The 21662-nt window shown below is 56.3% G+C and carries 31 protein-coding genes; 15 read left to right on the top strand and 16 right to left on the bottom strand.

Going from position 1 to position 21662, the window contains the following annotated elements; translation table 11 throughout:
* Positions 1 to 92: 92 nt before the first annotated feature.
* From JXQ78_RS11285 to JXQ78_RS11275, 3 genes are read left to right on the top strand one after another with little or no spacing between them, the layout of a single operon-like run.
* On the top strand, positions 93 to 536 hold the full coding sequence (locus JXQ78_RS11285; protein WP_330630866.1) for an acyl-CoA thioesterase: 444 nt from the start codon (positions 93 to 95) through the stop codon (positions 534 to 536).
* Positions 537 to 575: 39 nt separating this feature from the next.
* Entirely contained in the window at positions 576 to 776 is a 201-nt protein-coding gene (gene samp2, locus JXQ78_RS11280) for a ubiquitin-like small modifier protein SAMP2 (RefSeq protein ID WP_330630865.1), read from the top strand.
* The gene (locus tag JXQ78_RS11275) at positions 776 to 1150 is read left to right on the top strand and encodes a GNAT family N-acetyltransferase (protein ID WP_330630864.1); all 375 of its coding nucleotides are present in this window, start codon (positions 776 to 778) and stop codon (positions 1148 to 1150) included. The genes samp2 and JXQ78_RS11275 overlap by 1 nt, the downstream gene beginning before the upstream one ends.
* Here the strand turns inward: JXQ78_RS11275 and JXQ78_RS11270 are convergent.
* The 4 genes from JXQ78_RS11270 to larB form a co-directional block, all read right to left on the bottom strand.
* Positions 1131 to 2504: a phosphohexomutase domain-containing protein gene (locus tag JXQ78_RS11270; RefSeq protein WP_330630863.1), complete on the bottom strand. Its 1374-nt coding sequence runs from the start codon at positions 2502 to 2504 to the stop codon at positions 1131 to 1133. The two genes, JXQ78_RS11275 and JXQ78_RS11270, sit on opposite strands and share 20 nt — an antisense overlap.
* Before the next feature lie 36 nt (positions 2505 to 2540).
* Positions 2541 to 2777: a GIY-YIG nuclease family protein gene (locus tag JXQ78_RS11265; protein WP_330630862.1), complete on the bottom strand. Its 237-nt coding sequence runs from the start codon at positions 2775 to 2777 to the stop codon at positions 2541 to 2543.
* Positions 2778 to 2977: 200 nt separating this feature from the next.
* Positions 2978 to 3130 carry a DUF7563 family protein gene (locus tag JXQ78_RS19185; RefSeq protein ID WP_456237570.1) on the bottom strand — a complete coding sequence of 51 codons (153 nt, stop codon included), beginning with the start codon at positions 3128 to 3130 and terminating at the stop codon, positions 2978 to 2980.
* Positions 3131 to 3236: 106 nt separating this feature from the next.
* The gene (gene larB, locus JXQ78_RS11260; RefSeq protein ID WP_330630861.1) at positions 3237 to 4004 is read right to left on the bottom strand and encodes a nickel pincer cofactor biosynthesis protein LarB; all 768 of its coding nucleotides are present in this window, start codon (positions 4002 to 4004) and stop codon (positions 3237 to 3239) included.
* A gap of 176 nt (positions 4005 to 4180) precedes the next feature.
* Between larB and JXQ78_RS11255 the strand changes: the two genes are divergently transcribed.
* Entirely contained in the window at positions 4181 to 4348 is a 168-nt protein-coding gene (locus JXQ78_RS11255; RefSeq protein ID WP_330630860.1) for a DUF1931 domain-containing protein, read from the top strand.
* A gap of 40 nt (positions 4349 to 4388) precedes the next feature.
* On the opposite strand, the gene rpiA is transcribed toward JXQ78_RS11255, so the two are convergent.
* Complete coding sequence (rpiA, locus tag JXQ78_RS11250) at positions 4389 to 5078, bottom strand: ribose-5-phosphate isomerase RpiA (RefSeq protein WP_330630859.1); 690 nt, start codon at positions 5076 to 5078, stop codon at positions 4389 to 4391.
* A 91-nt stretch (positions 5079 to 5169) separates the two neighbouring features.
* Between rpiA and glmM the strand changes: the two genes are divergently transcribed.
* Entirely contained in the window at positions 5170 to 6477 is a 1308-nt protein-coding gene (gene glmM / locus JXQ78_RS11245) for a phosphoglucosamine mutase (protein ID WP_330630858.1), read from the top strand.
* On the opposite strand, the gene JXQ78_RS11240 is transcribed toward glmM, so the two are convergent.
* Complete coding sequence (locus JXQ78_RS11240; protein WP_330630857.1) at positions 6474 to 6632, bottom strand: DUF7563 family protein; 159 nt, start codon at positions 6630 to 6632, stop codon at positions 6474 to 6476. The two genes, glmM and JXQ78_RS11240, sit on opposite strands and share 4 nt — an antisense overlap.
* Before the next feature lie 212 nt (positions 6633 to 6844).
* Here JXQ78_RS11240 and JXQ78_RS11235 point away from each other — a divergent pair, with 212 nt between their 5' ends.
* Positions 6845 to 7732 (top strand): ketopantoate reductase family protein, encoded by an 888-nt coding sequence (locus tag JXQ78_RS11235; protein WP_330630856.1) that lies wholly within the window; start codon positions 6845 to 6847, stop codon positions 7730 to 7732.
* Here JXQ78_RS11235 and JXQ78_RS11230 read toward each other — a convergent pair.
* Positions 7729 to 8082 carry a NifU family protein gene (locus JXQ78_RS11230; RefSeq protein WP_330630855.1) on the bottom strand — a complete coding sequence of 118 codons (354 nt, stop codon included), beginning with the start codon at positions 8080 to 8082 and terminating at the stop codon, positions 7729 to 7731. The two genes, JXQ78_RS11235 and JXQ78_RS11230, sit on opposite strands and share 4 nt — an antisense overlap.
* Before the next feature lie 45 nt (positions 8083 to 8127).
* Positions 8128 to 8454 carry a DUF5783 family protein gene (locus JXQ78_RS11225; RefSeq protein WP_330630854.1) on the bottom strand — a complete coding sequence of 109 codons (327 nt, stop codon included), beginning with the start codon at positions 8452 to 8454 and terminating at the stop codon, positions 8128 to 8130.
* Positions 8455 to 8657: 203 nt separating this feature from the next.
* Between JXQ78_RS11225 and JXQ78_RS11220 the strand changes: the two genes are divergently transcribed.
* Positions 8658 to 8834: a hypothetical protein gene (locus JXQ78_RS11220; RefSeq protein ID WP_330630853.1), complete on the top strand. Its 177-nt coding sequence runs from the start codon at positions 8658 to 8660 to the stop codon at positions 8832 to 8834.
* Between the two features lie 162 nt (positions 8835 to 8996).
* Positions 8997 to 9218 carry a PIN domain-containing protein gene (locus JXQ78_RS19050; protein ID WP_407934020.1) on the top strand — a complete coding sequence of 74 codons (222 nt, stop codon included), beginning with the start codon at positions 8997 to 8999 and terminating at the stop codon, positions 9216 to 9218.
* A 101-nt stretch (positions 9219 to 9319) separates the two neighbouring features.
* Here the strand turns inward: JXQ78_RS19050 and JXQ78_RS11215 are convergent, their stop codons facing one another.
* From JXQ78_RS11215 to JXQ78_RS11205, 3 genes are all read right to left on the bottom strand, one after another.
* Complete coding sequence (locus tag JXQ78_RS11215) at positions 9320 to 9616, bottom strand: hypothetical protein (protein WP_330630852.1); 297 nt, start codon at positions 9614 to 9616, stop codon at positions 9320 to 9322.
* 125 nt (positions 9617 to 9741) lie between these two features.
* On the bottom strand, positions 9742 to 11652 hold the full coding sequence (locus JXQ78_RS11210; protein ID WP_330630851.1) for an alkaline phosphatase D family protein: 1911 nt from the start codon (positions 11650 to 11652) through the stop codon (positions 9742 to 9744).
* Between the two features lie 133 nt (positions 11653 to 11785).
* Positions 11786 to 12142 (bottom strand): winged helix-turn-helix transcriptional regulator, encoded by a 357-nt coding sequence (locus JXQ78_RS11205; RefSeq protein WP_330630850.1) that lies wholly within the window; start codon positions 12140 to 12142, stop codon positions 11786 to 11788.
* 172 nt (positions 12143 to 12314) lie between these two features.
* Here JXQ78_RS11205 and JXQ78_RS11200 point away from each other — a divergent pair, with 172 nt between their 5' ends.
* Complete coding sequence (locus JXQ78_RS11200) at positions 12315 to 12710, top strand: DoxX family protein (protein ID WP_330630849.1); 396 nt, start codon at positions 12315 to 12317, stop codon at positions 12708 to 12710.
* Positions 12711 to 12774: 64 nt separating this feature from the next.
* On the opposite strand, the gene JXQ78_RS11195 is transcribed toward JXQ78_RS11200, so the two are convergent.
* Together JXQ78_RS11195 and JXQ78_RS11190 are read right to left on the bottom strand one after the other, a co-directional pair.
* Positions 12775 to 13137: a hypothetical protein gene (locus tag JXQ78_RS11195; protein WP_330630848.1), complete on the bottom strand. Its 363-nt coding sequence runs from the start codon at positions 13135 to 13137 to the stop codon at positions 12775 to 12777.
* Between the two features lie 85 nt (positions 13138 to 13222).
* A complete protein-coding gene (locus tag JXQ78_RS11190) occupies positions 13223 to 13963 on the bottom strand; it encodes a TrmB family transcriptional regulator (RefSeq protein ID WP_330630847.1) in 741 nt (246 codons plus the stop codon).
* Between the two features lie 278 nt (positions 13964 to 14241).
* On the opposite strand from JXQ78_RS11190, the gene JXQ78_RS11185 reads away from it, so the two are divergent.
* The 4 genes from JXQ78_RS11185 to JXQ78_RS11170 all read left to right on the top strand — a co-directional run bounded on the left by JXQ78_RS11185 (position 14242) and on the right by JXQ78_RS11170 (position 18120).
* The gene (locus JXQ78_RS11185) at positions 14242 to 14928 is read left to right on the top strand and encodes a hypothetical protein (protein WP_330630846.1); all 687 of its coding nucleotides are present in this window, start codon (positions 14242 to 14244) and stop codon (positions 14926 to 14928) included.
* A 1-nt stretch (position 14929) separates the two neighbouring features.
* Positions 14930 to 15892 (top strand): CBASS oligonucleotide cyclase, encoded by a 963-nt coding sequence (locus JXQ78_RS11180; RefSeq protein WP_330630845.1) that lies wholly within the window; start codon positions 14930 to 14932, stop codon positions 15890 to 15892.
* On the top strand, positions 15889 to 16470 hold the full coding sequence (locus tag JXQ78_RS11175) for a hypothetical protein (protein ID WP_330630844.1): 582 nt from the start codon (positions 15889 to 15891) through the stop codon (positions 16468 to 16470). Before JXQ78_RS11180 ends, JXQ78_RS11175 begins: the two co-directional genes overlap by 4 nt.
* A 678-nt stretch (positions 16471 to 17148) precedes the next feature.
* Positions 17149 to 18120 carry an arsenic resistance protein gene (locus JXQ78_RS11170; protein WP_330630843.1) on the top strand — a complete coding sequence of 324 codons (972 nt, stop codon included), beginning with the start codon at positions 17149 to 17151 and terminating at the stop codon, positions 18118 to 18120.
* Positions 18121 to 18164: 44 nt separating this feature from the next.
* Here the strand turns inward: JXQ78_RS11170 and JXQ78_RS11165 are convergent, their stop codons facing one another.
* Positions 18165 to 18365 carry a hypothetical protein gene (locus JXQ78_RS11165; RefSeq protein ID WP_330630842.1) on the bottom strand — a complete coding sequence of 67 codons (201 nt, stop codon included), beginning with the start codon at positions 18363 to 18365 and terminating at the stop codon, positions 18165 to 18167.
* A gap of 156 nt (positions 18366 to 18521) precedes the next feature.
* On the opposite strand from JXQ78_RS11165, the gene JXQ78_RS11160 reads away from it, so the two are divergent.
* Positions 18522 to 19073, top strand: coding sequence for a GNAT family N-acetyltransferase (locus JXQ78_RS11160; protein ID WP_330630841.1), 552 nt, complete (start codon positions 18522 to 18524; stop codon positions 19071 to 19073).
* Positions 19074 to 19082: 9 nt separating this feature from the next.
* Here JXQ78_RS11160 and JXQ78_RS11155 read toward each other — a convergent pair whose 3' ends face one another.
* Positions 19083 to 20423, bottom strand: a complete 1341-nt coding sequence (locus JXQ78_RS11155) for a hemolysin family protein (RefSeq protein ID WP_330630840.1) — start codon at positions 20421 to 20423, stop codon at positions 19083 to 19085.
* A 309-nt stretch (positions 20424 to 20732) separates the two neighbouring features.
* On the opposite strand from JXQ78_RS11155, the gene JXQ78_RS11150 reads away from it, so the two are divergent.
* Positions 20733 to 20999 (top strand): hypothetical protein, encoded by a 267-nt coding sequence (locus tag JXQ78_RS11150; protein WP_330630839.1) that lies wholly within the window; start codon positions 20733 to 20735, stop codon positions 20997 to 20999.
* Between the two features lie 76 nt (positions 21000 to 21075).
* On the opposite strand, the gene JXQ78_RS11145 is transcribed toward JXQ78_RS11150, so the two are convergent.
* Positions 21076 to 21555, bottom strand: coding sequence for an Lrp/AsnC family transcriptional regulator (locus JXQ78_RS11145; RefSeq protein WP_330630838.1), 480 nt, complete (start codon positions 21553 to 21555; stop codon positions 21076 to 21078).
* Positions 21556 to 21662: the final 107 nt, after the last annotated feature.

Here is a 21662-nt window from a genome sequence, read left to right as displayed (position 1 = left end):
GACAGTCAAATCTGTCGAATCAGGGCTGTCACCACCCCACGAACGTGAAACACACCAGCAGAGCCTTCCCCACGAGCACCGTACAGAGGATAATGGCAACCTTAGAGGAGACGTATCTGGAGAACCGCTGGATGATCCAGCCCAACCACGCGAACATGCTGGATACGGCCCACGGTGGCAACGTGTTGAAATGGATGGACGAGATTGGTGCGATGGCTGCAATGCGATTTTCCGGTGAATCGTGTGTGACGGCGTCGATCAATCGAGTGGATTTCCAACAGCCGATACTGGTTGGCGATCTCGCCGCGATCGAGGGATACGTCTACTCAGTGGGAGAGACAAGCATGCGCGTCCGACTGCGGGCGTTTCGTGAGGATCCTCGCACAGAAACCCGCGAACAGACGACAGAATCGTATTTCGTCTACGTCGCAATCGACGAGAATCGTCGGCCAACGCCAGTTCCAGCACTCACCGTCGAGTCCGAGCGAGGAAAAGAGCTGCAGACTGCAGCCCTCGAGGGCGAAGACGGAAACTGAACGCCACGCTCAAACGGATCGAACACCTCTAGCATCGACATGGACTGCACAGCCGAGGTGGTTGGCGATACCACTCACACGATCGACGTGGCAGATGGCGACACCTACGGCGATCTCCTCACGGCCGTCGGGCTGAGCACGCACGAGGCAACCGTTCTCGTCGATGACACGCCAGTGCCCGAAGATCAGCCCATCGAGACAGATCACGTCAGAATTCTCAGACTGATTAAAGGCGGCTAATGGACGACATCACCATCAGAACCGCAACAGTAGACGAGCTCACGGACGTAATGGGTGTGATCGACGCTGGACTGCTCGCCTGTTCTATCGAAACGGTCCGGTCGCGAATCGAAGCCAACAGCGTCCTGGTTGCTGCAACTGCAACGACCGTCGTCGGGGTACTCGTCCGGGAGGGGGAGCTGATCAAGGCGATTGCGGTCCGACCGAATCGCCGGGGGCAATCGATCGGCTCACGGCTGATCGATACAGCCGGAGAAGGCCGTAGACTTTGTGCTCGATTCAGCCCCGCGGTCCGTCCGTTCTACGAGCATAACGACTTCGAGATCACAAACACTGGCGAGCGGCTGCGTGGGATCAGACCAGCGGTTCGATGAGCTCCTCGCCCGCCGAGAGTAACGTGTCGACGCGCTCGTCCGAGTCGCCCTCAGCATACACTCGCATCTTTGGCTCGGTGCCACTCGGACGGACCAATAGCCAGGAGCCATCCGCAAGGTTGATCTTGAATCCGTCGTCGGTGCCGACCGAGTCGACGGCGACACCCGCAATTTCCTCGGGCAACACCGACTCAACGTCCGCAATGACGGCCGCTTTGCGGTCATTCGGACACGCAACGCTGAGCCGATCCTGATGAATCCCACCGTAGGTCTCGACGATCGCATCCGCCCGCTCGTCGATCGATTGCTCTGCATGGGCTGCCACGGTGAGCAATGCGAGCAAGACGCCGTCTTTGTTTCGCAGATGGGTTGTGAGTCCGTAGCCACCACTTTCCTCACCACCGATGAGGGCATCGTGAGTAGCCATTCCATCAGCGACCCACTTGAATCCAACCGGCGTCTCATACACCTCCTCACCGTGGTCGTGTGCGATGCGATCGAGCAATGACGTTGTGGACACCGTCCGAATCGCCGGCCCAGAGTTCGATTCGAGGAGATAGTCGTAGAGCACCGCGTAGTAGAGATTCGGATCGAGATAGCCCCGATCTGGCGTGATAATGGCGATGCGATCGGCATCGCCGTCGTTGGCAATGCCGAGTTCTGCATTGCCGGATTGAACGCGATCGGCAAGCGCTTCGAGACGGTCTGCGCTGGGTTCGGGCGGTGTTCCACCAAACGTCGGATCGCGCTCGGTTCGTAGCCGTTCGACAGTGGCCCCGGCGTCTGCGAGCAACGTGTCGGTCACACCGCGACCGCTCCCGTGCATCGCGTCGTAGGCAATCGTCATCCCATCGAACGAGGGCGCTCCCACGTAATCGATCGCGTGTTCTTTGTATGCGGGCACGAACGCCGCCGTTTCAACCGTTCCACGCTCCGACCGAGCAACCGTTTTCGGCTCAGCCAACCGCTCTGTGAGCGAATCGGTTACCGCTGGCAGTGCCGGCGCACCAGCCGGGGGGAGAAATTTGATCCCGTTGTATTCGGGCGGATTATGACTCGCCGTGATCATAACGCCACCGTCGAAATCCCGATCGGAGAGCGACCAGGCCAACACGGGCGTCGGACAGTCACGGTCGCTGACATAGGCGTCAAGACCGTTGTTCGTTACCACCTCGGCAACCGCGTCCGCGAAGGCCTTCGAGGATTCGCGGGCATCATACCCGATGGCAATCGTCCCGTTTGTGATGTGATCGGCGATCGCCTGGGCAACGATACGGACGCGCTCGTCAGTGAAATTAGTAAGCGTATCTCGCCAGCCGTCCGTTCCGAACGTGATCTGCTCAGTGGGGTCCATACCCGGACTGGCGACGGCTCAAATAAAAACCCCCCGTCAGCCAACGAGCGCTTCTTTCTTTGCTTTCGAAAGCTGCTTGATTGTGTGCTCGCGCTGCTGGGCAGCCGACCGGCTCTCAAACGATTCGGTGTGCACGAGTGTGAGCGGTCCGCGGCCCCGGGTGTATTTCGCACCCGTTCCTGCCCGGTGTTCGGACAACCGGCGCTCAACGTCGACCGTGTAGCCGGTGTACAACGATCCATCACCACACCGAATCACGTAAACATAGTGCACGTCCGGCCGAACGGACCGAATTGAGATAAGACATTGGACTGGTGAAACGGGACGAGCGTATTGTCAACACACGACGTGGAATGGCAGGGGCCCACCGCAAACAAACGCCACTGGGCCCAAGCAAGAAACAAAATACGAATTACGTCCACGGCGTTACCCGCGGAGTTCAATCACGCTCGAACGGCGGTTCGATGGTAGCGTTATCGGATGTGTCCGGCGCGAGTCCGTGACACTTCTGCTATTCCCGCGTTCGCCGAACAGTTTGGGCAAGCGAGTATCGTCCCCGTCTCGTCTGCAAAGACGCGGGCAAAGCGTCCGGAAACATGCGCGCCGCAGTGGTCGCACTTGGCCATTGTTACACCGACACGGTGTGTGTCAGCAGTACCCTTTTGATATTCAACACCTATATATCCTCGTTATTTCGATAGTTCACAGAAGAGAATACAATAAAAGTACAAGTTATTTTTCTGCAGATCGGTCGATCGCACGACAGATGAGCCCGGCCTGTGCACCGGCAGCAAAGCCATTGTCTATGTTGACGAGCGTGATTGGCGTACACGACTGGCACATACCGCTGAGCGCAGCCCGTCCATCGCCACCAAATCCGTAGCCGTTCGAAACGGGAAGGCCAATCAGGGGAACGTCGACGAGGCCAGCAATGACGGTTGGGAGAGCACCTTCGCGACCGGCAGCGACCACGAGAACGTCCTGTTCAAGCATTCGATCCAGCTGATCGATCGTTCGTGTCACACACGCGACGCCCACGTCGTCGATTCGTTGGACCGCCGCCCCCATTTCCCGAGCGATCACCGCGGCTTCACCCGCCGGACCGCCATCAGAGGTCCCTGCCGTGACGATACCAACCGACGCCGTAAGCTCCGGCTGTGAAAATGAGGGTTGCTTGACGACGAGCGTCTTCGAACGGTGGTCGTGTTCGACCGACACATCCGGATACGCGTCGGCAATCGTCCGTTCGACGGCCGCAACCATCGCCTCTGTCACACGGGTGCAAAGCGCCCGCCCGGTGGTCTCGAGTGCAACCGACGCCAGCGACGCAACCTCCTCGGGGGTCTTCCCAGCGCCCAGAATTGCCTCCGGAACGCCAGTCCGCCGATCACGTGCTGCATCGAACCGTCCGGCTTCGCCGGTCGCATACCCCGCGATCGCCGCCTCAACTTCCTCAACCGTTCGCTCGCCCGCAGCGAGCGACTCCAGTAGCTCGCGCATACCCGCGCTCTGTGTTCAGGACACACCTGTCCATCGACTCGCCGATAGTTTATCCAATACACCTATCGAAACAATATTTAATTCATGCTAAAGATGTTTAGAAAATGCCGTCATCACCGGGGAGAGGCTTTTTATTTGAGAAAGTTTATAAAGGAAGTGCGAGAAGGGGGTCCTGTATGGCAGATCTAATCGTCAAAGCCGCCGTAAAGGACGCACTCAACGAGATGAATGTTGCATCGGACTTCTACGATGCGCTCGATGGTGAGGTCCAGGAGCTGCTCGAAGATGCCTCCCGTCGTGCGAAAGAAAACGATCGGAAGACGGTCCAGCCGCGCGACCTGTAAGGCCGACCATTAGACGGTACTGCACCGTAACACTCCGATTTTATTTGTTGACCTGATGGATAGTTACGTCGCTCTCGGTACCGACGTACACTGCATCGGCTATATCGACGAAAATACCGTGATCGACGATGCCTGCGAGTGAGCCAATTCTCTCGGCAAGCGATGCTGGATCGTCAAGGCCGGTACAATCGGCGATGAGATTGCCGTTGTCTGAGATCACTGGCCCGTCTTTTCGAGTGGCCTCACGGAGAGTCACCGATCCTCCGAGTGCTTCGAGCGAGGACTGCACGGTGGGCCAACCAGCTTCGAGCAGTTCGATGGCCACCGGATGATCAAGGGTCGTCGCGAGTTTCGTCTCGTCAACGACGATGAGACAGCGGTCAGCAGCCGAATCGACGATTTTCTCGCGTGTGTGTGCCCCGCCACCACCTTTGATGCAACAGCCATCGCGCAGACGGAGCTGATCTGCGCCATCGATCGCAATGTCTGGCAGATCAGTTTCCAGTGTGGTCAGTTCGATCCCCACAGAGCGAGCGAGCGCTCGAGACTGATACGACGTCGGAATTCCCGTGATAGAGAGCCCATCAGCGACGGCCTCCCCGAGCGCTCGAATGGCGTACGCAGCCGTGCTGCCAGTTCCAAGCCCAACAACCATACCGTCTTCGACGGCTGTGGCTGCTCGTTCACCGGCTCGTCGCTTTTGGGGTTCGCTCCCATCAGCTGCTTTCATACCCGTCGATTGGCGATCGACGCCAAAAACCCATCCGACAGCCGGTGGCCAAACGGTGTTGTTTTTACCGACCGGAGTGGGACACACGAGCATGTTCGGTACGAGTGGCATTCGCGGTCCGGTCGGGGAGACAGTCACCGCCAGTCTCGCACTGGCGGTCGGTCGCGCGGTTGGCCTTGATGCGGATCGCATCGTCGTTGGGCGAGATTCTCGCGAGAGCGGTAAGCTGTTGAAAGACGCGTTCACCGCTGGCGTGCGCGAGGTTGGTGCTGACGTGGTCGATCTCTCACTGGCGGCGACGCCGACTGTTGGACGCGCCGTCGACTGGTACGACTGCGATGCTGGCTGTTCGATCACGGCATCACACAATCCCGCCCCCGACAACGGACTGAAACTCTGGCAGCCCGGTGGCCAGGCGTTCGACGAAACGCGGCGATCGACGATCGAAACCAGGCTCGAAGACGATCTCAGCACAGAACTCGCCTCTGCAAAAAACGTTGGCTCGCTCGTCCAGCGGTCTGCGACCGATCGCCACCGCGAAGCGCTCATCAACGCCGTCGAATTGCCCGCCGACGAGACCCCACACGTCATTGTCGATCTTGGTAACGGCGCGGGCGGTGTTACGGTTGATGCGCTGATCGAACTCGGCTGTCACGTCGAGACGATCAATGGACAGCCCGATGGGCGGTTCCCCGGTCGCGAGAGCGAGCCCACTGCTGAATCGCTCGCATCACTCAGCGAACTCGTGGGGACAACAGATGCCGATCTCGGCATCGCCCACGACGGTGACGCAGACCGAATGCTGGCCGTTGATGGCTCCGGGAAGTTCATTCCGAAAGACGCACTGCTGGCAATCCTTGCTGCTGAGGCAACCGAGCCAGACGACGCAATAGCCGTTCCCGTCGACACCAGCATGGCGGTCGCCGATTTCCTCGCCGAAAATGACGTTGACGTGGAGTACACGCCGGTCGGTGACGTCTACGTCGCGGCGGCGGTCGGTGAGGGTGTTCCGTTCGGGGGCGAACCGAGTGGTGCGTGGATCTGGCCAGAACAGACCCGGTGTCCGGATGGGCCACTCGCAGCCTTGCGGCTGGTCGAACTTGCGACAAAACAACCGCTCAAAGCGCGGCTCTCTGCGTTCGAACCGTATGCGATCCGCCGCAGTAACGTCGAAACCGACGACAAAGAAGCCACCATGGACGCCGTTCGCGAGGGCGTTCGGGCGGCGTTCGATGATAAAAACGTTACAACGCTCGATGGTGTCCGGGTGGATCTGGGTGACGGGTGGTTTCTCATCAGGGCCAGTGGAACACAGCCACTCGTTCGCGTCACCGCAGAAGCCAGCACACCATCGCGAGCAGAGGAGGTCTTCGATCGAGCGATGAGCGTCCTCGACTAGGTACGACGGGTAGAGCGTGCCTTCCGGACGCTCGCTCCGTCCCGGATTTTGTCCTCACAGTTGGGACAGACACGGGGATTCTGGACGCCAATTGGAGTGAACACGCGTGCGTACGCTCGGGTCACGAACGCACCACAGTTCTGGCATTCCGGCATACGGTGTCGAATAAGATCTGGCTTTACATAACGGTGGTGTGGTAGGTATGACCACAGCGATCGATAGCTACCCACTATTCGATGGTTTTAGAACCTCACTCAATAGAAAATAAGAGAAAATACAGCCACCAATACCTTCCAATAAAATTAGTCATCGTTAGAGTGCTCGATTCAATCGGCAGGCATACTACGATCGTTCAAAAACGATCGCTATGGAGTTCTGTGTGTTCGGTGCTGGGAGTCTGGGGACGCTCATCGGAGGATTGCTCGCCAGAGCGCACGACGTGACGTTGATCGGTCGCGAACCGCACGTTTCTGCGATCAAGCGCGGTGGGTTGCAGATTGAGGGAAAAATTTCGGAGACGGTGTCGCCGTCGGCCATGACAGCGGTAGATGAATCGCTTTCGCCCGACTGTGCCATCGTGACGGTCAAGGCGTTTGATACGGAAACTGCGGCGCGTGAGCTCACTCTCTGTCGTCCGGATGTGGTGTGTTCGCTGCAGAACGGTGTCGGCAACGAAGCAGTGCTTGCCGAACAGCATCCCACAGTGCTTGCGGGAACGGCAACGTACGGCGCAACGCTCGATCCGGGCGTCGTTCGGTGCACCGGAATCGGCGAGATTCAGCTTGGATCGCCAGACGGTGAGATTATGGCTCCAGCGGAGCGCGTGGGCGCGGCATTCGAGGCGGCTGGGCTGAACTGTTCGGTTGTCGAGGACATGCCACGTCGGCTCTGGGAGAAACTTGCGGTTAATGCCGGGATCAATGCGGTGACAGCGCTGGCCAGGATTCAAAACGGTGGGCTGTCAGCAGGCCCAGGACATGAGATTGCCGTGGCCGGGGCCCGCGAGGCGGCCCGCGTTGCACAGCACAACGACATTGCGCTCACAGAATCGGCCGCAGTCGAGGCTCTCGAGCGGGTTATCGACGCGACAGCTGCAAACGATTCCTCGATGCGCCAGGATATGCGTGCGCAAAAACGGACCGAGATTGATGCGATCAACGGCGTCGTTGCCGAGTACGACGACACGCCAGTGAACACGACGCTGGCGGCGCTGGTACGTTCATTCGAGCGCGAACGCGGTCTTCGAGACCGTTAGAACGGGGCCTGTGGGCCTTCGTCGGTGTCCTCATCGCTGGTCATCTCGCCCGGGAACGACGGTGAGCCATCGCCCATCCCGCCGCCCATGCCACCAGCTTCGGCGTTGACCGTAGTGATCTCTGGGATTTCGGCGACCATTCGGCTTTTGATAGCCTGGATCGTCATTGGCGAAATGCCACAGCCGCTGCAGGCACCGCCGAGCGCAACCGTTACCTCGCCGCTCTCGGCGTCGAGATACTGGATCGCTGCACTCCCGCCGTGCATCTGAATCTGCGGGAAGTTCCGACGCAGGAAGTTCGTGACTTCCTCCCGGAGCTCGTCGTCCGACCGCTTCGTTTCGGTGCTCATGGAGGTATCTTTTGTCTCGGGAGGCTTAGGGCTTTCCACCAGCGACTAGTTCGCCGTCTCCTCAAGATCGAAGACCCCGCGGAGTTCGGTCTGTAGTTCGGTGACGTAGCGATCGAGGACGGCCTCAAGTTTTTCTTCATCGACGACGACGCCAGTCACGCGGTCGGCCGGTGACTCGGGTAGTTCGATCGTGAACGTCCCCTCGTCGTAGAACGGTTCGGACTCGTTGAGCACTTGCTGGTCGATCGCGTGAATCAGTCCCGAATCGTACGCCTCATTCATCGTCTCGAACGCGCGCTTATACGCCTCCTGGAGCTCAGGAAAGTAGTGGACGTATTTCTCCTCGAATTTCTCCGGGTCGAACTCGCTCATACAAAGTTGTTGGAGCAAATCGATTAAAAATCGGCCGATCCAGTCGAGTGGGCTATTGGGAGTCTCGAACGACGGTTGACCGTGTCGGTGAACTGTGTGTTGGTGTCTGCAGAACGCCGGTGGCTGGCGAAACATCGAAAGTTACGTAACGTATATATTGCTGTGTACATGGCCAATAAAACAATTCGTGTTTCGGAAAAGACGTGGCGAAGACTACGTGCCCGCAAACGGGGGATGAAAGCTTCGATGCAGTCATCGAGCGCGAATTGACAGACGATGATACGCTAGCGGGATTCGGCGCGTGGAGTGATACAGCTATCGACGAATCGGTCAATGAAGTCAAGCAGGAGATGGACAATGATTTTGAGACGGAATCGTGAAAGTCCTCGATAGTAGCTTTTGTGCAGATTTTCTTCGTGGCCAATTCGTGGCGAAAGAGTATCGGCTTGCCCATCCAGACGAAAGTTTCGTCCTCACGTCTGTTGGATTCTACGAACTGTATCATGAAGCAGTGAAACTTGGACGAAATCCCGTTTTGATCGATGACGACTTGCCATGGATTGACAGAATTGACTACACGCCATCACACGCACCTGAGTGTGCGCATTAGAGACGAACTAGAAGAGAAAGGACAACGAATACAACATCCTGATATGATGATCGCAGGCGTTGCGCGTTCGCTCAATGCTCCACTCGTTACTGCTGACAGCGGATTCGAACGAATTGACGGTATTGAAATCCACAACCACAGAGAGATGTTCTAGTGGAGATATCCAACGAGAATCCGATTGCGAAAGTAGAGTAAAAGCGTTATACAGAGACCCCATGGCGAGAGGCATGATCGATGCGTGCGTGGAATCAAATTCTATCTAACATCGTCGTTCCACAGCTGAAACCCGGTCCCCGATCGTCGGACACCCACAATCCCTACGACAACTGCAACACCCAGACAGCCAGCAACGAGTCCATTGAAAAACTCATTTTCTGGCAAGTATCCATTTGCCATGCTGATTTCGATACTCCCAGCTATTCCGACGAACACCCATGCAACGGCAAGCAGGTCTGCGTTGCCCGTTTTACGGTAGTAAATGAAGAATACACACGCGCCAAAAACACTCGCAGTTGCTGTCAAAGCGATCCAGAGGAGGGCAGTATCAATCACAAATATAGATTATTGGTATTGCCTATTCAATCTTTACCAGACTATCATGATCACATACGGTCATACCACGTCCGAGCAATCAAACTCGCAATCAGATTTCGCACCCCAAACCAGAAACTGATAGCTTAGACCGGCGAATACGACGCTTCATCGAGAACGATCCCGTCAGGGGACGCAACGACGACCACGTCGGGCGTGCTGTTGTTCAACACCGGGCCACCAAAATCGGCGAATCGCGTCGCATCCGTCTCCTCGCCGGTTCCGTTGTGGACGGTAACCGTAGACCCCGGTTCAAGAACGAGCTCGTCGAAGGTGTAGAACTGGCTGTACCCACCCTCGAAACTGACCTGAAATCCCGCCAGATCGATCGAGTCGCTGCCAGTGTTCTGGAGTTCGACGTACTCGTTGGTGAGATCGCCGTTCTGATCGGGATTCACGTCGGTGATTTCGATCGCTGTCCCAGACGGATGTTCGGATGCGAGCCTCGCACCAGGGTTACCGGCGGCCGTCGTAAACGTCGCCCGGGTCGTGACGTCTGCGGTCGGTGCCTCAACCGTGGAAACGACGCGATAGTCCGTCCGGAACTCCTCTTCAGTGATCGTACAGCGGACGTAGCCCCGTTCGTCGTTGTAGAACCGCTGCCAGGGTTCACCAACCGACGACCCGTAGCTCGTCATCCCGCTTCCATCGCCGAACGATGAGATCGACGTGCAGATGTACTCCGTGCCGACGATTGGAGACTCTGGGTCGGTGAAGTCGGCTTTCAGATCGTACGCATAGTTCCGATGGACATCACCGGTGATGACGACGGGATTCAGCGCAGAATCAGCGGCCATGACATCCAACAGCGACTGGCGGTCAGCCCGGTATCCGTCCCACTTATCGCCGCCACCAAACTCCTGGACGTCCGGATTCGGATTCTCATCAGTTGCGGCGAACGGTACCTGATTGGCGAGCACGTTCCACTGTGCAGTCGATCCCTCCAGCCCCGCTAGCAACCACTGCTCCTGTTCGTCACCGAGCAGCGTGCGATCCGGATCTCCAGCCTCATTCTCCGAATACACCTGATCGTCACGATACTGGCGGGTGTCGAGCACATGCAGATCAAGCAGACCACCAAAGGAGAGCCGGCGATACAGCGGGAGATTCGGACCATCAGGGATTCGTGATGGTCGCAGCGGCTGGTGTTCGAAGTACGCCTGGTAGGCGTTCGCCCGCCGCGCTAAGAACGCATCCGTCGGATCGTCGTTCTCAGAAATCGCATCGGCGTAGTTGTTTTCCACTTCGTGGTCGTCCCAGGTGACGACCCACGGACAAGAGGCGTGTGCGGCCTGCAGATCGGGATCCGTTTTGTACTGGGCTTCCCGCACGCGGTAGTCGTCCAGCGTTTCGATCTCGTGTGATGGTTCGTGCGCTCGATCCAGCGAGCCATCATTGCCACCCTCGTAGATGTAATCGCCGAGGTGGATCGCGAGATCAAGCTCCTCTTCGGCGAGATGCGCGTGTGCGGTGTAGTACCCGGTCGGATAGTGCTGACACGAGGCGAACGCAAATGAAAACGCATCGACCGACTCGTCGGGAGCCGGTGCTGTCTTCGTCCGCCCGATTGGACTACGGTGAGGACCAACCGCGAACTGGTAGTAGTACTCCGTGTTCGGAGCAAGCCCGCGCACGTCGATGTGGATCGAGTGCCCATACTCGGGACGGGCTTGCGTCGTTCCACTTCCAACGACGTTTGTTAGCGTTTCGTCGGTCGAAATCGTCCATCGGACCGGATACTGGTTCTCACCCAGTCCGCCGTCCGGTTCGAGCGGATCGGTCGCGAGTCGTGTCCAGAGTACGACTGACTCCGGCAGCGGATCACCCGACGCCACACCAAGCGTGAACGGATCCCCACCGGTTGGTCCGCGTCCCTGGGGGTGCGCTCCACTGGCGAGTCCTGTGCCAGCTACGCCGGCGATTGAGACCGTCGTGATTGCATCGCGAAGGAATTCCCGTCTGCTCCGATCGAGTGGGTTGGACTGTTGGGTTGGCACAGCTGGACTGAAGATGCCATCCACAATTAGACAATCGTAAATAAAATATGATTGATATATACGGCTATTGTGAACTGGTCTCCTCACAGCAACAGACCACAGTCAGGGGCTATTTTGGATGTCCCTAGATCATTCAGGCGCGAAGATAGCCCTCTCCCCAGGCGGCCATGGCCTCGATCACGGGTTCAAGTGCAGCGCCCTGCTCGGTGAGTGAATACTCGACGCGGAACGGTTTCTCGTTGATAATCGCCCGGTTGACCAGCTCCTTTTCCTCAAGATCTTCGAGACTGTTCGAGAGCATCGTGCTGGAGATCCTCTCGATTTCATCGTTGAGGGCGCTGAATCCGAGCGGCCCGTTCTCAAGCAGTCGATGCACGATGACCGGATGCCACTTTCGCCCGATGAGATGGGCCGTACACGTCACTGAACACCATTCGTCATCCGCACACCACGCCGCCACACACCCCTCGTCTTCGGTTGCGCTGTGCATTCGTTAGGGGCTGTAGATGCTGGGGAGCCATGAGCACGTTGTTATGCGGACAGCAATCCTTAGGCGGTACACATAGTTGATCCCATTAGTATTATTAATCCCATCAGGGTGCTCGCAGTGCATCAGTGTGGCCGTCGCTGAGGCTTATTCGGTGGCAACACTACGATTCAGTATGGATGACAACAATCGCAGTGAGGAATCTCAGCAGACAATCATTCGGTTGCTCAGTCTTGGACTTCGGCTCGGACTCATCGCGATCCTTCTGAAGCCAGCGATGAGCAAGGCACTCACGTACGAGCGCTCCGTTTCGCTTTTCGACGCGCTTGGCATTCCCCTTCCGGGACTGATGGTCGTTATTGCGGGCTCGATTCAGGTGCTGGCGATTGTGCTCTTTCTCATCGGGCGGCTTGAACCGCTCGCCGCCGGTGCACTGGTTCCCGTGATGATCGTTGCAATGCTGTTTGCCGGGCTGGACTGGAAAAACGCAACCGTCCTGATAGGGTCTCTGGTCATCATCATCCTGGAGATCAAGATCTCCAGAACCCAGAATAATTTCACCCATATATAATGATAACACATCCCCCCTATACAATTATTGACATTGATTGTATTTGATATTATATCTAATAAGCTCAATAGACACTACGTTCGGCGTAATCTGGATACTCAGAATACACGAATTCAATAAGTTCTGAAAGCAGCATATTATTGTACTCTTGCTTAATCTCTTGCGCTAGCTGTATTATCGCTTCTACGTCGTCCCACTTCTCAGCCTCAGAATTCACCAGTTTTTCTCCATCCTTCTTAATTTCATAGACGTATTTTACTTTTCCCGACTGTAGCGGTACTTCAGTATCGTCCACGAAATCCTGCTCAACCATGACATCCAGATCGTCATAAAGTTCCTTGGAGAATGGACCGTAATCATAGGGAATAAAATTGTATCCCTTCCCGAAATCTCCCGGCTGATCGGGCTTCTTGAGTTCTTTTTGCATGAGAAACACCATCTTCTGCAGTCGTGTCCGGCCCTCGATTGACTTTCCGTTGTTAGCGTACATTAATGCCAATGGCAGGAGTTTGCTATGCATCGGAAGTGATCACCTTTGACGCTGAATTAAATGTATCCTTGAATTCTGTAGATAAAATAGTTGCTATGGTAGTATCCCGGAACACGATCCCGGTGTCACCCCGATCGATATTCAGTATTACTCGGTCATCGTCAATCAAATAGAACGACGTTTTTACCTCTGTCGAGTGCCGGACGCTGACCGCAGAATCGGCAAGTGGTTCGAGTTCATCTTCTGTCCCTGATCGGCCGACAAGCCGGACATCACACCCGTCGGTCGCGATCGACTGGATGAGATCAACATCATCGTCTCCGAACCAGGGTTCCGTTTCGAGCGCGTCGATACGTGATTCTGCTAGTTCGAGCTGTTCGCGAATCTGATCGACGACGCCAGACCGGCCGGCCACCACCCATGCCGGGTTCCGTCCAAGATCCTCGGTGAAATTGACCTCGTACGTCTGGAACAGTCGTTGTTTGGCATCTGTCGCTTTCTCGACGAATTCCTCTTCTTTTCGGTTGATGATCTTCTCAGGGTGCTGCGCCACGTAGGTTGTAGGATAGTCGCTCTGTTTCTTGACCGCCCCTTCTCGGAATAGGTCGTCCAAGATATCGTATACCCGACCCTGCGGAACGTCCGACCACGTAGACACGTCAGTCGGTTCAAGTGCCCCGCGTTCGACCAGTGTCCGGTACACCGCCGCGTGGTACTGGCCCCACTCCATCACATCCTGCAGAATTTCGTCGAGATCAGCCATGAACCACAACTTACATTGTTGTGCTGTAAACGTTTCGAGTTGAAAGAATATTATACCACAAGCAGTTGTTTAACTAGCCTTTCATTTTCCTCCCTCTCGTATATGCAAATGACATCACGAGTAAACATATGCAGATGGCTCATCACTCCACAATTCTTGGTCGTTTCGCGTCCCGGCAGGTGGATCAGTAGATGGAAGTTACTGGTCCCATCCCTCGGCTTGAACCAAAACTCTCACAGGTCGCTGTGGTGCAGCAGACATCGTCTATCAAGACCGCTATGATCGACGAGCAGTACGTCTACCGCTTCCAACAAAACGAATGGACACCGGACGAACTCGGGGTTGACATCATTCTTACATCAACGTTTGACGACGAGAATCTTGAACTCTGGTTCGCGGACCGTGAAGTCACTGTGGGCACAGAATATGGCGCCAGCGCCATCATTCCGTGCGACACTCCGATATACAACGATGATCCGCAGTCACTCCGTGTCGAAACAGTTCACAACTATGCTTCGAATCTGGCGAACGTCATCCCACAGTACCGTGACCAGAACATCGAACCCATCCCCCTAGTGAAAGGTGAGTCGCCGTACGAACGTGATATCTGTTACGAGGTCTTCGATTCCCACGACATAGACAAGGTTGCATACTACGGCGCGCAATACTTCTTGTACGGGTACCGTTTCCCAGCACTGCTGGAACGCCTTCAAAGGATCGCGATCGAATACGAGCCAAACGATATCATAGTGATCGGCCTGCAGTCAGAGAACCTGCTGCCACGGCTTCCCCCCGTCGTTTCCGGTGCTGCCGGACAGCGTTGGCGTCGCGTCACCGACGTTGGCTCGGAGCCGACTGCTGTAGCCGTGCAGCAATACGAGCAGTGGGCGACCAGGGTTCGGTCTGCACTCAGCATCGGACAGACTCCGCTTGAGGCCTACTTCCCTGTTCGGGGGTGGACATAGCATGGGAAGCGGAATTTCGCCCCCCTCGCGATATAGTATCACCGGTGCAAACGGTGGCGGTAGGGGGGTTGACGTGTCCGCAGCTGAGCAAGACGATGACCAGACGTCGATCGACGAGTACGCCGATAAGGCCGGAATCACAGATCGACAAGGCAAGCTAATCGATGAGCGACGTCAACGACTCGATGATGTGCTGGATGAGGAGCTGGAAGTGGAGGGAAGTCATCAGTTCGGTTCGCATACGCGGGGGACTATGGTCGGGCCACTGGATCAAGACTCGGATACGGACATCATGGTCGTGCTCGACGAAAGCGAGCACGGACAATGGCGACAGGACGAGAACGGGGCACGAAACTGTCTGCAGGCGGTGAGGAGAGCGTTAGATAAGCGATATCCAAACTCCGATGTCAGTATCGACCGAAATGTGGTTGCCGTAAAGTTCCACGATTTTACGGCTGAAGTGGCACCGGCGTTCCGGACCAGGAATGGCTACGTAATTCCGGACTCGTACAGCGAGGGCCAGTCGTGGATGAAGACGAATCCCCGGCAGTACAAGAACCAGTTCGATGCTGTTGACCAAGCGCGGGGTGGACGGCTGCAAAAGGTGGCTCGGATTGCGAAGAAATTTAACGACAGCAACGGGTCCCCTGTATCCTCCTATCATGCGGAGGTGATGGCGTACCATTACGTCCGCACGCACCCAAACAAGGATGCGTCAACGACGGAGTTGGTGGAAGGCTTCTTTGAACAATTGCCACGCCGAATCTCAAACGGAACGCGGGAACCAGTGTATGATCAACGGATTGACGCGGAAATGGATCCCGGTGAACGACGGGAAGCAATTGAGATGGCGAGAGAGGCAAGGGAGCATGTCCGCCGTGCCAGTCGGCTGCGTCGGGAGGGGGATGCTGACGCGGCGGACAAGGCGTATCATGAGGCTATCGGCGAGGGGGTAGATCGATGACTAACGACGAAGCATCGAAGGTCCGAGACAGGATTGAGCAGAGTGCATTGATTAAAACCGATTCATTGAACCATACATATAACCAGCATTTTCTAGCAGCAAACTTCTACCGGTGGTTAAATCAGTTCCTCGATACGGTGTTGTTCGCGGCTAGTCTATTGCTGGTGTCACAGGTACTCTGGACCGTATGGCCCGTGTGGATATCGTTCATAGTACCGGGGTTAATGGCATTAATTACGGGATATCGGCGTACGGCGAAGCCGGATCGACGATCGGAACGATTTCGGAGGTCAGCGCATCGCCATCACGCGTTGTTCGACGAATTCCGTGATTTCCTAATGGTGTCACTGCCGGATCCATCGTGTTCTGATAACGATGTGCAGCACTGGTTTGATGAGCTGGCAGATCGGCGCCGTGATTTGAATATGGATAGTCCTGATGCAAACAGCGTTTGGTACTACTGGATCAAGTACGTGCGTGGAGAACAAAAACTACAGGAGCAAATTTCGACGACTCCGGAAATGCGGAAAGCGATTATCGGCAGAAATTGGGAAGAGACTGGCGAACAGTTAGACTAGAAACCGACACGCTAACTTTCAGGGAAGCCTGCCAGCCGGCCACTCCGTTAGGGAAACTGCACCCACTCTATCTCGGACCAGTCCTTCAGTTCGGTCGTGTCCAAGTCTTCTCTAGTCGTCAATAAATATATCATACTTTATATAACAGAGCCGCAGAGACAGATCCGGTTACGGTATCGTCGCAAGTCGTATGATCTGTTCTCATGCTACGAGAGAAGTGTCGAGGCTTCTCAGGCAGTCCCATAGAGGTTCTTACCAAGTTGCTTGGAAGCGAACTCTCAGCGTCACACTGAACATACTCCCTGTGGGCTCTATCCTGGCTATAGGTTGTGTGGTGCGCTGTTCACTTCGATACTCCGACCAAGGACAACATAGAACGGCGTCGTTCTGCACATCCGTCTCTGGGCCATGATGCAAGTCACATTCCTGCCACTCCTCGGTTTAGTAATCACACCAACAATCATGACAGTGACGACACCAATACATCTTGTGTGCGTTAGCATGCTCGACAAGACACTTGTACACGACCCACTCTATTGGATGGGATACCTCGCTCGACGACTGCATGAGAATATCTGCCTATGATGTGAGTGAGGATGAGTGATAGTGGAGTGTTCGTATGCTGGAGTCGACCAAGATAACCGGTTGGCGACGATACAACAGTTCGAAGCCAACACCATGACACGGCTCTCGAAACAGTGGCTGGAGCACAACCAGCTCGGTGTGGCGGCCGTCGCCGTTCTCATGGCGATACTCGTTGGGCTTGGCACTCCAGCGGCGAGTCCATTCTTAGAGCGTGCGATCACTCCCGTGCTGGCGGTGTTGCTCTACGTGACGTTCCTGGAGGTTCCGTTCGTTCGGATCAGACAAGCAGCCCGTGACAAGCGATTCATGCTGGGAGCACTCGGGATGAACTTCCTGGTCGTTCCCATCGTCGTGTTCGGACTCTCGCACTTTTTGCCACAGCATCCGGCCGTGCTCCTCGGCGCGTTCATGGTGCTGTTGACGCCGTGTATTGATTACGTCATCACGTTCACTGCGCTTGCGGACGGCAACGCAGAGCAGATCACAGCGGTGACGCCACTGTTGATGGTCGTGCAGATACTGCTGCTGCCGGGATATCTCTGGCTGTTCATGGGACCACAAATAGCGGTGGATATTGAGGCCAGTCCGTTCATCGAAGCCTTCGGTGCCCTGATCGCACTGCCGCTCACGCTCGCCTGGGTCACGGAGTTTGTCGCTGGTCGGTCGGCCCGCTGCAATCGGTGGGAGCAGGCGATGGGATGGTTGCCAGTGCCGATGTTGGGTGCAACACTGTTCGTGGTCATCGCTTCGCAGCTGCCACGGGTTCGGGAATCGCTTGACGCGCTACTGCCCGTCATTCCGGTGTACGTGGCCTTTCTTTGTATTATGACTCTACTCGGGCGACTGGCCGCGGGGGTGTTCCGGATGGATGCGGGCGAGAGTCGGGCGCTGGTTTTCACGGCCGTGACGCGCAATTCGCTCGTGGTGCTACCGCTCGCGCTTGCCTTGCCCCCGGCATTCGCACTCACGCCCGCGGTGGTCGTCACCCAGACGCTCGTCGAACTGACCGGGATGGTCGTCCTCATTCGGGTGGTTCCGAGATGGCTCGTTCCACACAGTCAGTGACGTTTCATCTCACTACGGGCGTCGAAGGTGTAGTTTTTCGAGCGTCATTTCGGAATCCACACGAGCGGCGCGTGATTCCACGCCCACCGTTCGTCGGGTTTCTCGGTAAACTCCCAGAAGCTTCGGGGCCAGGTGCCGATCGCGGCGTGGATCTGTCGATAGGAGAGTGTGCTTTCACCCTCAAGGACGAGACGGAACCGCTGTGCGAACCGATCGGGATCGGGATGGTTCTCTGGAGACGCCACGAGACGGCGATGGTGGGTGCGACCATTGCGATTGAGAATATCTTTCCTCAGACGATGAGGGAGACCGCTGGACCCCCTACCGTCCACCATCCAATAGTAGATACTACCATACAGACATCCACCAGCGTTTTGGCCGTCCACGGAAACCAAACCTGTATGCCAGGACCAGTATTTCTTCGTGGAGAGACCGTCACGCTACGACCCGCAGATGCGGAGGATCTCGATTTTATTCAACGGTGTATGAACGATCACCGAGTATGGCGGCCGGCACTCGACGTGTCTCCGACGAACTCCACCCAGGTGATGGAGTTCTTCGAGACCGTGATTTCCAGTCCGGACGGGGTTCACTGTCTCATCTGTGTGGATTCAGACCCGCTGGGGATCATCTCGCTCACAGAATCAAGATACGGTCCAGACGAGACTGCTCGCTCGCGTACCGTCGAGTTGGCCTACTGGCTCGCTCCGGAGTATCACGGCCAGGGATATGGCTCCGACGGGGCGACACAGCTGATTACCTACGCCTTCGAAGACAAAAACTACAGACGGATCGAAGCCGCAGTCGGGAGCTTCAATGAGCCATCCATTGGCTTGCTCGAATCGCTCGGATTCCAACACGAGGGAACACGACGGGAAGCGGCCTGGTATCGCGGGGAGTATCACGATATGCAGTTGTACGGGTTGCTCAGAGCGGAGTGGAGAGAACAGTAATAAAGGGGGTTACGGCTGCGAATCGCCACCGTCCGACGGCGATTGCTCCTCGTGGATCTGAATGGACGCAATCCGCGCCCCCGACATCTCGGCGACGGAAAGCACGTACGCATCGACAGTGATCTGGTCGCCGAGATCGGGAGCGCGTCCGAGCCGATCGAGCACGAAGCCCCCAATGGTATCGAACTCGTCGCTCTCGAACGACGCATCCAGTCGGTCGTTGACCGCAGAAACGGGGACTGCGCCATCAACACGGTAGCCATCGTCGAGTTCGTCGATGGAAGGCTCATCGGCGTCGAACTCATCGCGGATGTCGCCAACGACCTGTTCGACGATATCCTCTACCGTCACGAGCCCCTCGAACACACCCCACTCGTCGATCACGGCGGCCATCTGCGACCGGTCGCGCTGAAACTGTGCGAGGAGATCCGCAATGGGTGTCGACTCGGGAACAATCAGCATCTCACGGACGATATCACCGACAACCGGTTGCTCCTGGCCGTCGTCTGCCGATGAAACCGCCCCCAACACGTCCTTGACATCGACGAATCCGACGACCTGATCCGTATTCTCGGCGTCGAGAACAGGATATCGGGTGTGGTCCGCGTCGACAATGATCGAGTGTAACTCGCTGAGTGGGAGATCGTCGGTGATAGTGATGACATCTGGCCGTGGCACCATCACTTCACGCGCGATCGTATCATCAAGCGTGAAGACCTGTTCGATCATCTCGACTTCCGTCCTGTCGACTTCGCCCTCGCGCCCAGCACGGGTCAACACGGTCCGAATCTCTTCTTCGGTGAGCGTCTCATCGGTTTCTGAGGCTGGGGGAATGCCGATCAGCCGGGTGAACCGGTTTGCCGTCCCGTTGAAGACGATGATTCCCGGAATGAAGAGATAATAGAAGAGTTTCATCGGCGGTGAGACCACCAGCGCAATCTTTTCGGGTTTCACGATGGAGATCGTCTTCGGGGCGAGCTCACCAAAGACCACGTGGAGGAACGTAATCGTGCCAAAGCCGATGGCGAACGCGACAAGATGGAGCATATCCTGTGACAGCACTGGATCGAGGACTGGCTCGATGAGCGATGCAACCGCTGGCTCACCGAGTCGACCGAGCCCCAGTGAGGCGATCGTGATGCCGAGCTGCGTAACCGCGAGATAGTCGTCGAGATTATCGACGGCTTCCTGCAGGATCGACGATCCAGCGCGGCCCTCCTCAACGAGCTGATCGACGGCCGAGGATCGAATCCGCACGTACGCGAACTCCGCGGCCACGAAAAAACCGTTCAGAAAGACCAGAAAGAACGCACCGAGCAACTGCACAACGGAGAGTACGAGATCTGCCATTGCTCACTCACCCCTCGGGGTCGTGATAACATCCGGCCGTGAGCTGCCTCTGGCTGCGGTCACACGTGCGTCAGGAATGGCCATACGTGGCGTAGTTACTCAGGTCCCAATAATCTGCCCAATTCCACCGAGCTGAGCGGCTTCGATTGTCTGATGGAAACACAGTGTCGAGAAATTGTGTCAACCATCATACTTGAGGGCAACAGCCATTATTATAGGAAATCAATTGTATTCAAATAGTAATGATTCTAACTGGCCAGACACGCATCGAAAACCAACTCACCCAGACTGTCTCACGTCTGTAGCACAATGGAGATACTGACAGCAATTTCATATCTGGTGATTGGTGGGGTTCTAGGGTTCGAACTGAAACGGGCAGTCGGACATACTCAGTTTCCATCAGCGCTGATGTATCTGCTAGCCTTCCTTGCGATCTGCTTTCACCTGGTCAGCTCGCTTGCGCTCGATCGCGGTCTCTGGATTGACGGCGAACAGTTGTTTTCGCTGTTTGCATTAGGGTCAGGTGCCGTTGGACTGTGCAACTGGCTAAGGGCCAAAACAATCCAATCGGCGTGAGCCGTGGGTCAGCGCTCGGAGCAGACACAGACCGAACTCGCCACGATCGATCGGTCACCGATCACGGCGGCGAAGCTCACACTTTTGAATCGTCCACTGTACAAAAGCCCGAATACGGACAGACGAACTCGTCACGAATCAGCTGTTCGTCGACGATTTGCAGGCCGAGCGAATCAATTGCCTCGCCAATCCGATTGAGATCGTCGTGATCGGTCCCGATCGCGTTGACATACACGTTCCGTTCACCGGTCATGATTTCACGAACGGCCGTCACGCCATTGACCTCACGCGCCGCATGTGCTAGCTCCTCTCGTTCTGGAACCGGTGCCGTACAGATGATTTTGGTGTAGAGGGGAAAGCCCGCAAGATCGTAATCGATGTCGACGTGATAGCCACGAATGACGCCCCTGCGCTCGAGCTTGTCTATTCTGGTCCGAATCGTGCTGGATGACACTCCAAGCACCTCGGCGATTTCACTCGATGACGTTCCACGGGCGTCTTGCTGTAAGTGATAGAGGATCTGCTTGTCAATGGTGTCGAGTTCACCCCGTTTCATCACGATGGTACGTTGTAGAACTCCGGGTTTCAGTCTTCTCCCTCTGGGACAGTATCGAGAACGTTATCACCGTACTGTAGGCCATTTTGGACCGTCGGTAAGAGAAA

This window comes from Halocatena halophila, assembly GCA_027563145.1.
GTDB lineage: Archaea > Halobacteriota > Halobacteria > Halobacteriales > Haloarculaceae > Halocatena > Halocatena halophila.
The sequence above is the reverse complement of the archived record's forward strand: the minus strand, read 5'-3'. Positions and strand labels throughout refer to the sequence as shown.

What these genes read in the sequence shown, in the direction of transcription:
- JXQ78_RS11285 (WP_330630866.1), top strand. Translation starts at nt 93, where the DNA reads ATGGCAACCTTAGAGGAGACGTATCTGGAGAACCGCTGGATGATCCAG.
- samp2 (WP_330630865.1), top strand. Translation starts at nt 576, where the DNA reads ATGGACTGCACAGCCGAGGTGGTTGGCGATACCACTCACACGATCGAC.
- JXQ78_RS11275 (WP_330630864.1), top strand. Translation starts at nt 776, where the DNA reads ATGGACGACATCACCATCAGAACCGCAACAGTAGACGAGCTCACGGAC.
- JXQ78_RS11270 (WP_330630863.1), bottom strand. Translation starts at nt 2,504, where the DNA reads ATGGACCCCACTGAGCAGATCACGTTCGGAACGGACGGCTGGCGAGAT.
- JXQ78_RS19185 (WP_456237570.1), bottom strand. Translation starts at nt 3,130, where the DNA reads ATGGCCAAGTGCGACCACTGCGGCGCGCATGTTTCCGGACGCTTTGCC.
- larB (WP_330630861.1), bottom strand. Translation starts at nt 4,004, where the DNA reads ATGCGCGAGCTACTGGAGTCGCTCGCTGCGGGCGAGCGAACGGTTGAG.
- JXQ78_RS11255 (WP_330630860.1), top strand. Translation starts at nt 4,181, where the DNA reads ATGGCAGATCTAATCGTCAAAGCCGCCGTAAAGGACGCACTCAACGAG.
- rpiA (WP_330630859.1), bottom strand. Translation starts at nt 5,078, where the DNA reads ATGAAAGCAGCTGATGGGAGCGAACCCCAAAAGCGACGAGCCGGTGAA.
- glmM (WP_330630858.1), top strand. Translation starts at nt 5,170, where the DNA reads ATGTTCGGTACGAGTGGCATTCGCGGTCCGGTCGGGGAGACAGTCACC.
- JXQ78_RS11240 (WP_330630857.1), bottom strand. Translation starts at nt 6,632, where the DNA reads ATGCCGGAATGCCAGAACTGTGGTGCGTTCGTGACCCGAGCGTACGCA.
- JXQ78_RS11235 (WP_330630856.1), top strand. Translation starts at nt 6,845, where the DNA reads ATGGAGTTCTGTGTGTTCGGTGCTGGGAGTCTGGGGACGCTCATCGGA.
- JXQ78_RS11230 (WP_330630855.1), bottom strand. Translation starts at nt 8,082, where the DNA reads ATGAGCACCGAAACGAAGCGGTCGGACGACGAGCTCCGGGAGGAAGTC.
- JXQ78_RS11225 (WP_330630854.1), bottom strand. Translation starts at nt 8,454, where the DNA reads ATGAGCGAGTTCGACCCGGAGAAATTCGAGGAGAAATACGTCCACTAC.
- JXQ78_RS19050 (WP_407934020.1), top strand. Translation starts at nt 8,997, where the DNA reads ATGACGACTTGCCATGGATTGACAGAATTGACTACACGCCATCACACG.
- JXQ78_RS11205 (WP_330630850.1), bottom strand. Translation starts at nt 12,142, where the DNA reads ATGCACAGCGCAACCGAAGACGAGGGGTGTGTGGCGGCGTGGTGTGCG.
- JXQ78_RS11200 (WP_330630849.1), top strand. Translation starts at nt 12,315, where the DNA reads ATGGATGACAACAATCGCAGTGAGGAATCTCAGCAGACAATCATTCGG.
- JXQ78_RS11195 (WP_330630848.1), bottom strand. Translation starts at nt 13,137, where the DNA reads ATGCAAAAAGAACTCAAGAAGCCCGATCAGCCGGGAGATTTCGGGAAG.
- JXQ78_RS11190 (WP_330630847.1), bottom strand. Translation starts at nt 13,963, where the DNA reads ATGGCTGATCTCGACGAAATTCTGCAGGATGTGATGGAGTGGGGCCAG.
- JXQ78_RS11185 (WP_330630846.1), top strand. Translation starts at nt 14,242, where the DNA reads ATGATCGACGAGCAGTACGTCTACCGCTTCCAACAAAACGAATGGACA.
- JXQ78_RS11180 (WP_330630845.1), top strand. Translation starts at nt 14,930, where the DNA reads ATGGGAAGCGGAATTTCGCCCCCCTCGCGATATAGTATCACCGGTGCA.
- JXQ78_RS11175 (WP_330630844.1), top strand. Translation starts at nt 15,889, where the DNA reads ATGACTAACGACGAAGCATCGAAGGTCCGAGACAGGATTGAGCAGAGT.
- JXQ78_RS11170 (WP_330630843.1), top strand. Translation starts at nt 17,149, where the DNA reads ATGACACGGCTCTCGAAACAGTGGCTGGAGCACAACCAGCTCGGTGTG.
- JXQ78_RS11160 (WP_330630841.1), top strand. Translation starts at nt 18,522, where the DNA reads ATGCCAGGACCAGTATTTCTTCGTGGAGAGACCGTCACGCTACGACCC.
- JXQ78_RS11155 (WP_330630840.1), bottom strand. Translation starts at nt 20,423, where the DNA reads ATGGCAGATCTCGTACTCTCCGTTGTGCAGTTGCTCGGTGCGTTCTTT.
- JXQ78_RS11150 (WP_330630839.1), top strand. Translation starts at nt 20,733, where the DNA reads ATGGAGATACTGACAGCAATTTCATATCTGGTGATTGGTGGGGTTCTA.
- JXQ78_RS11145 (WP_330630838.1), bottom strand. Translation starts at nt 21,555, where the DNA reads ATGAAACGGGGTGAACTCGACACCATTGACAAGCAGATCCTCTATCAC.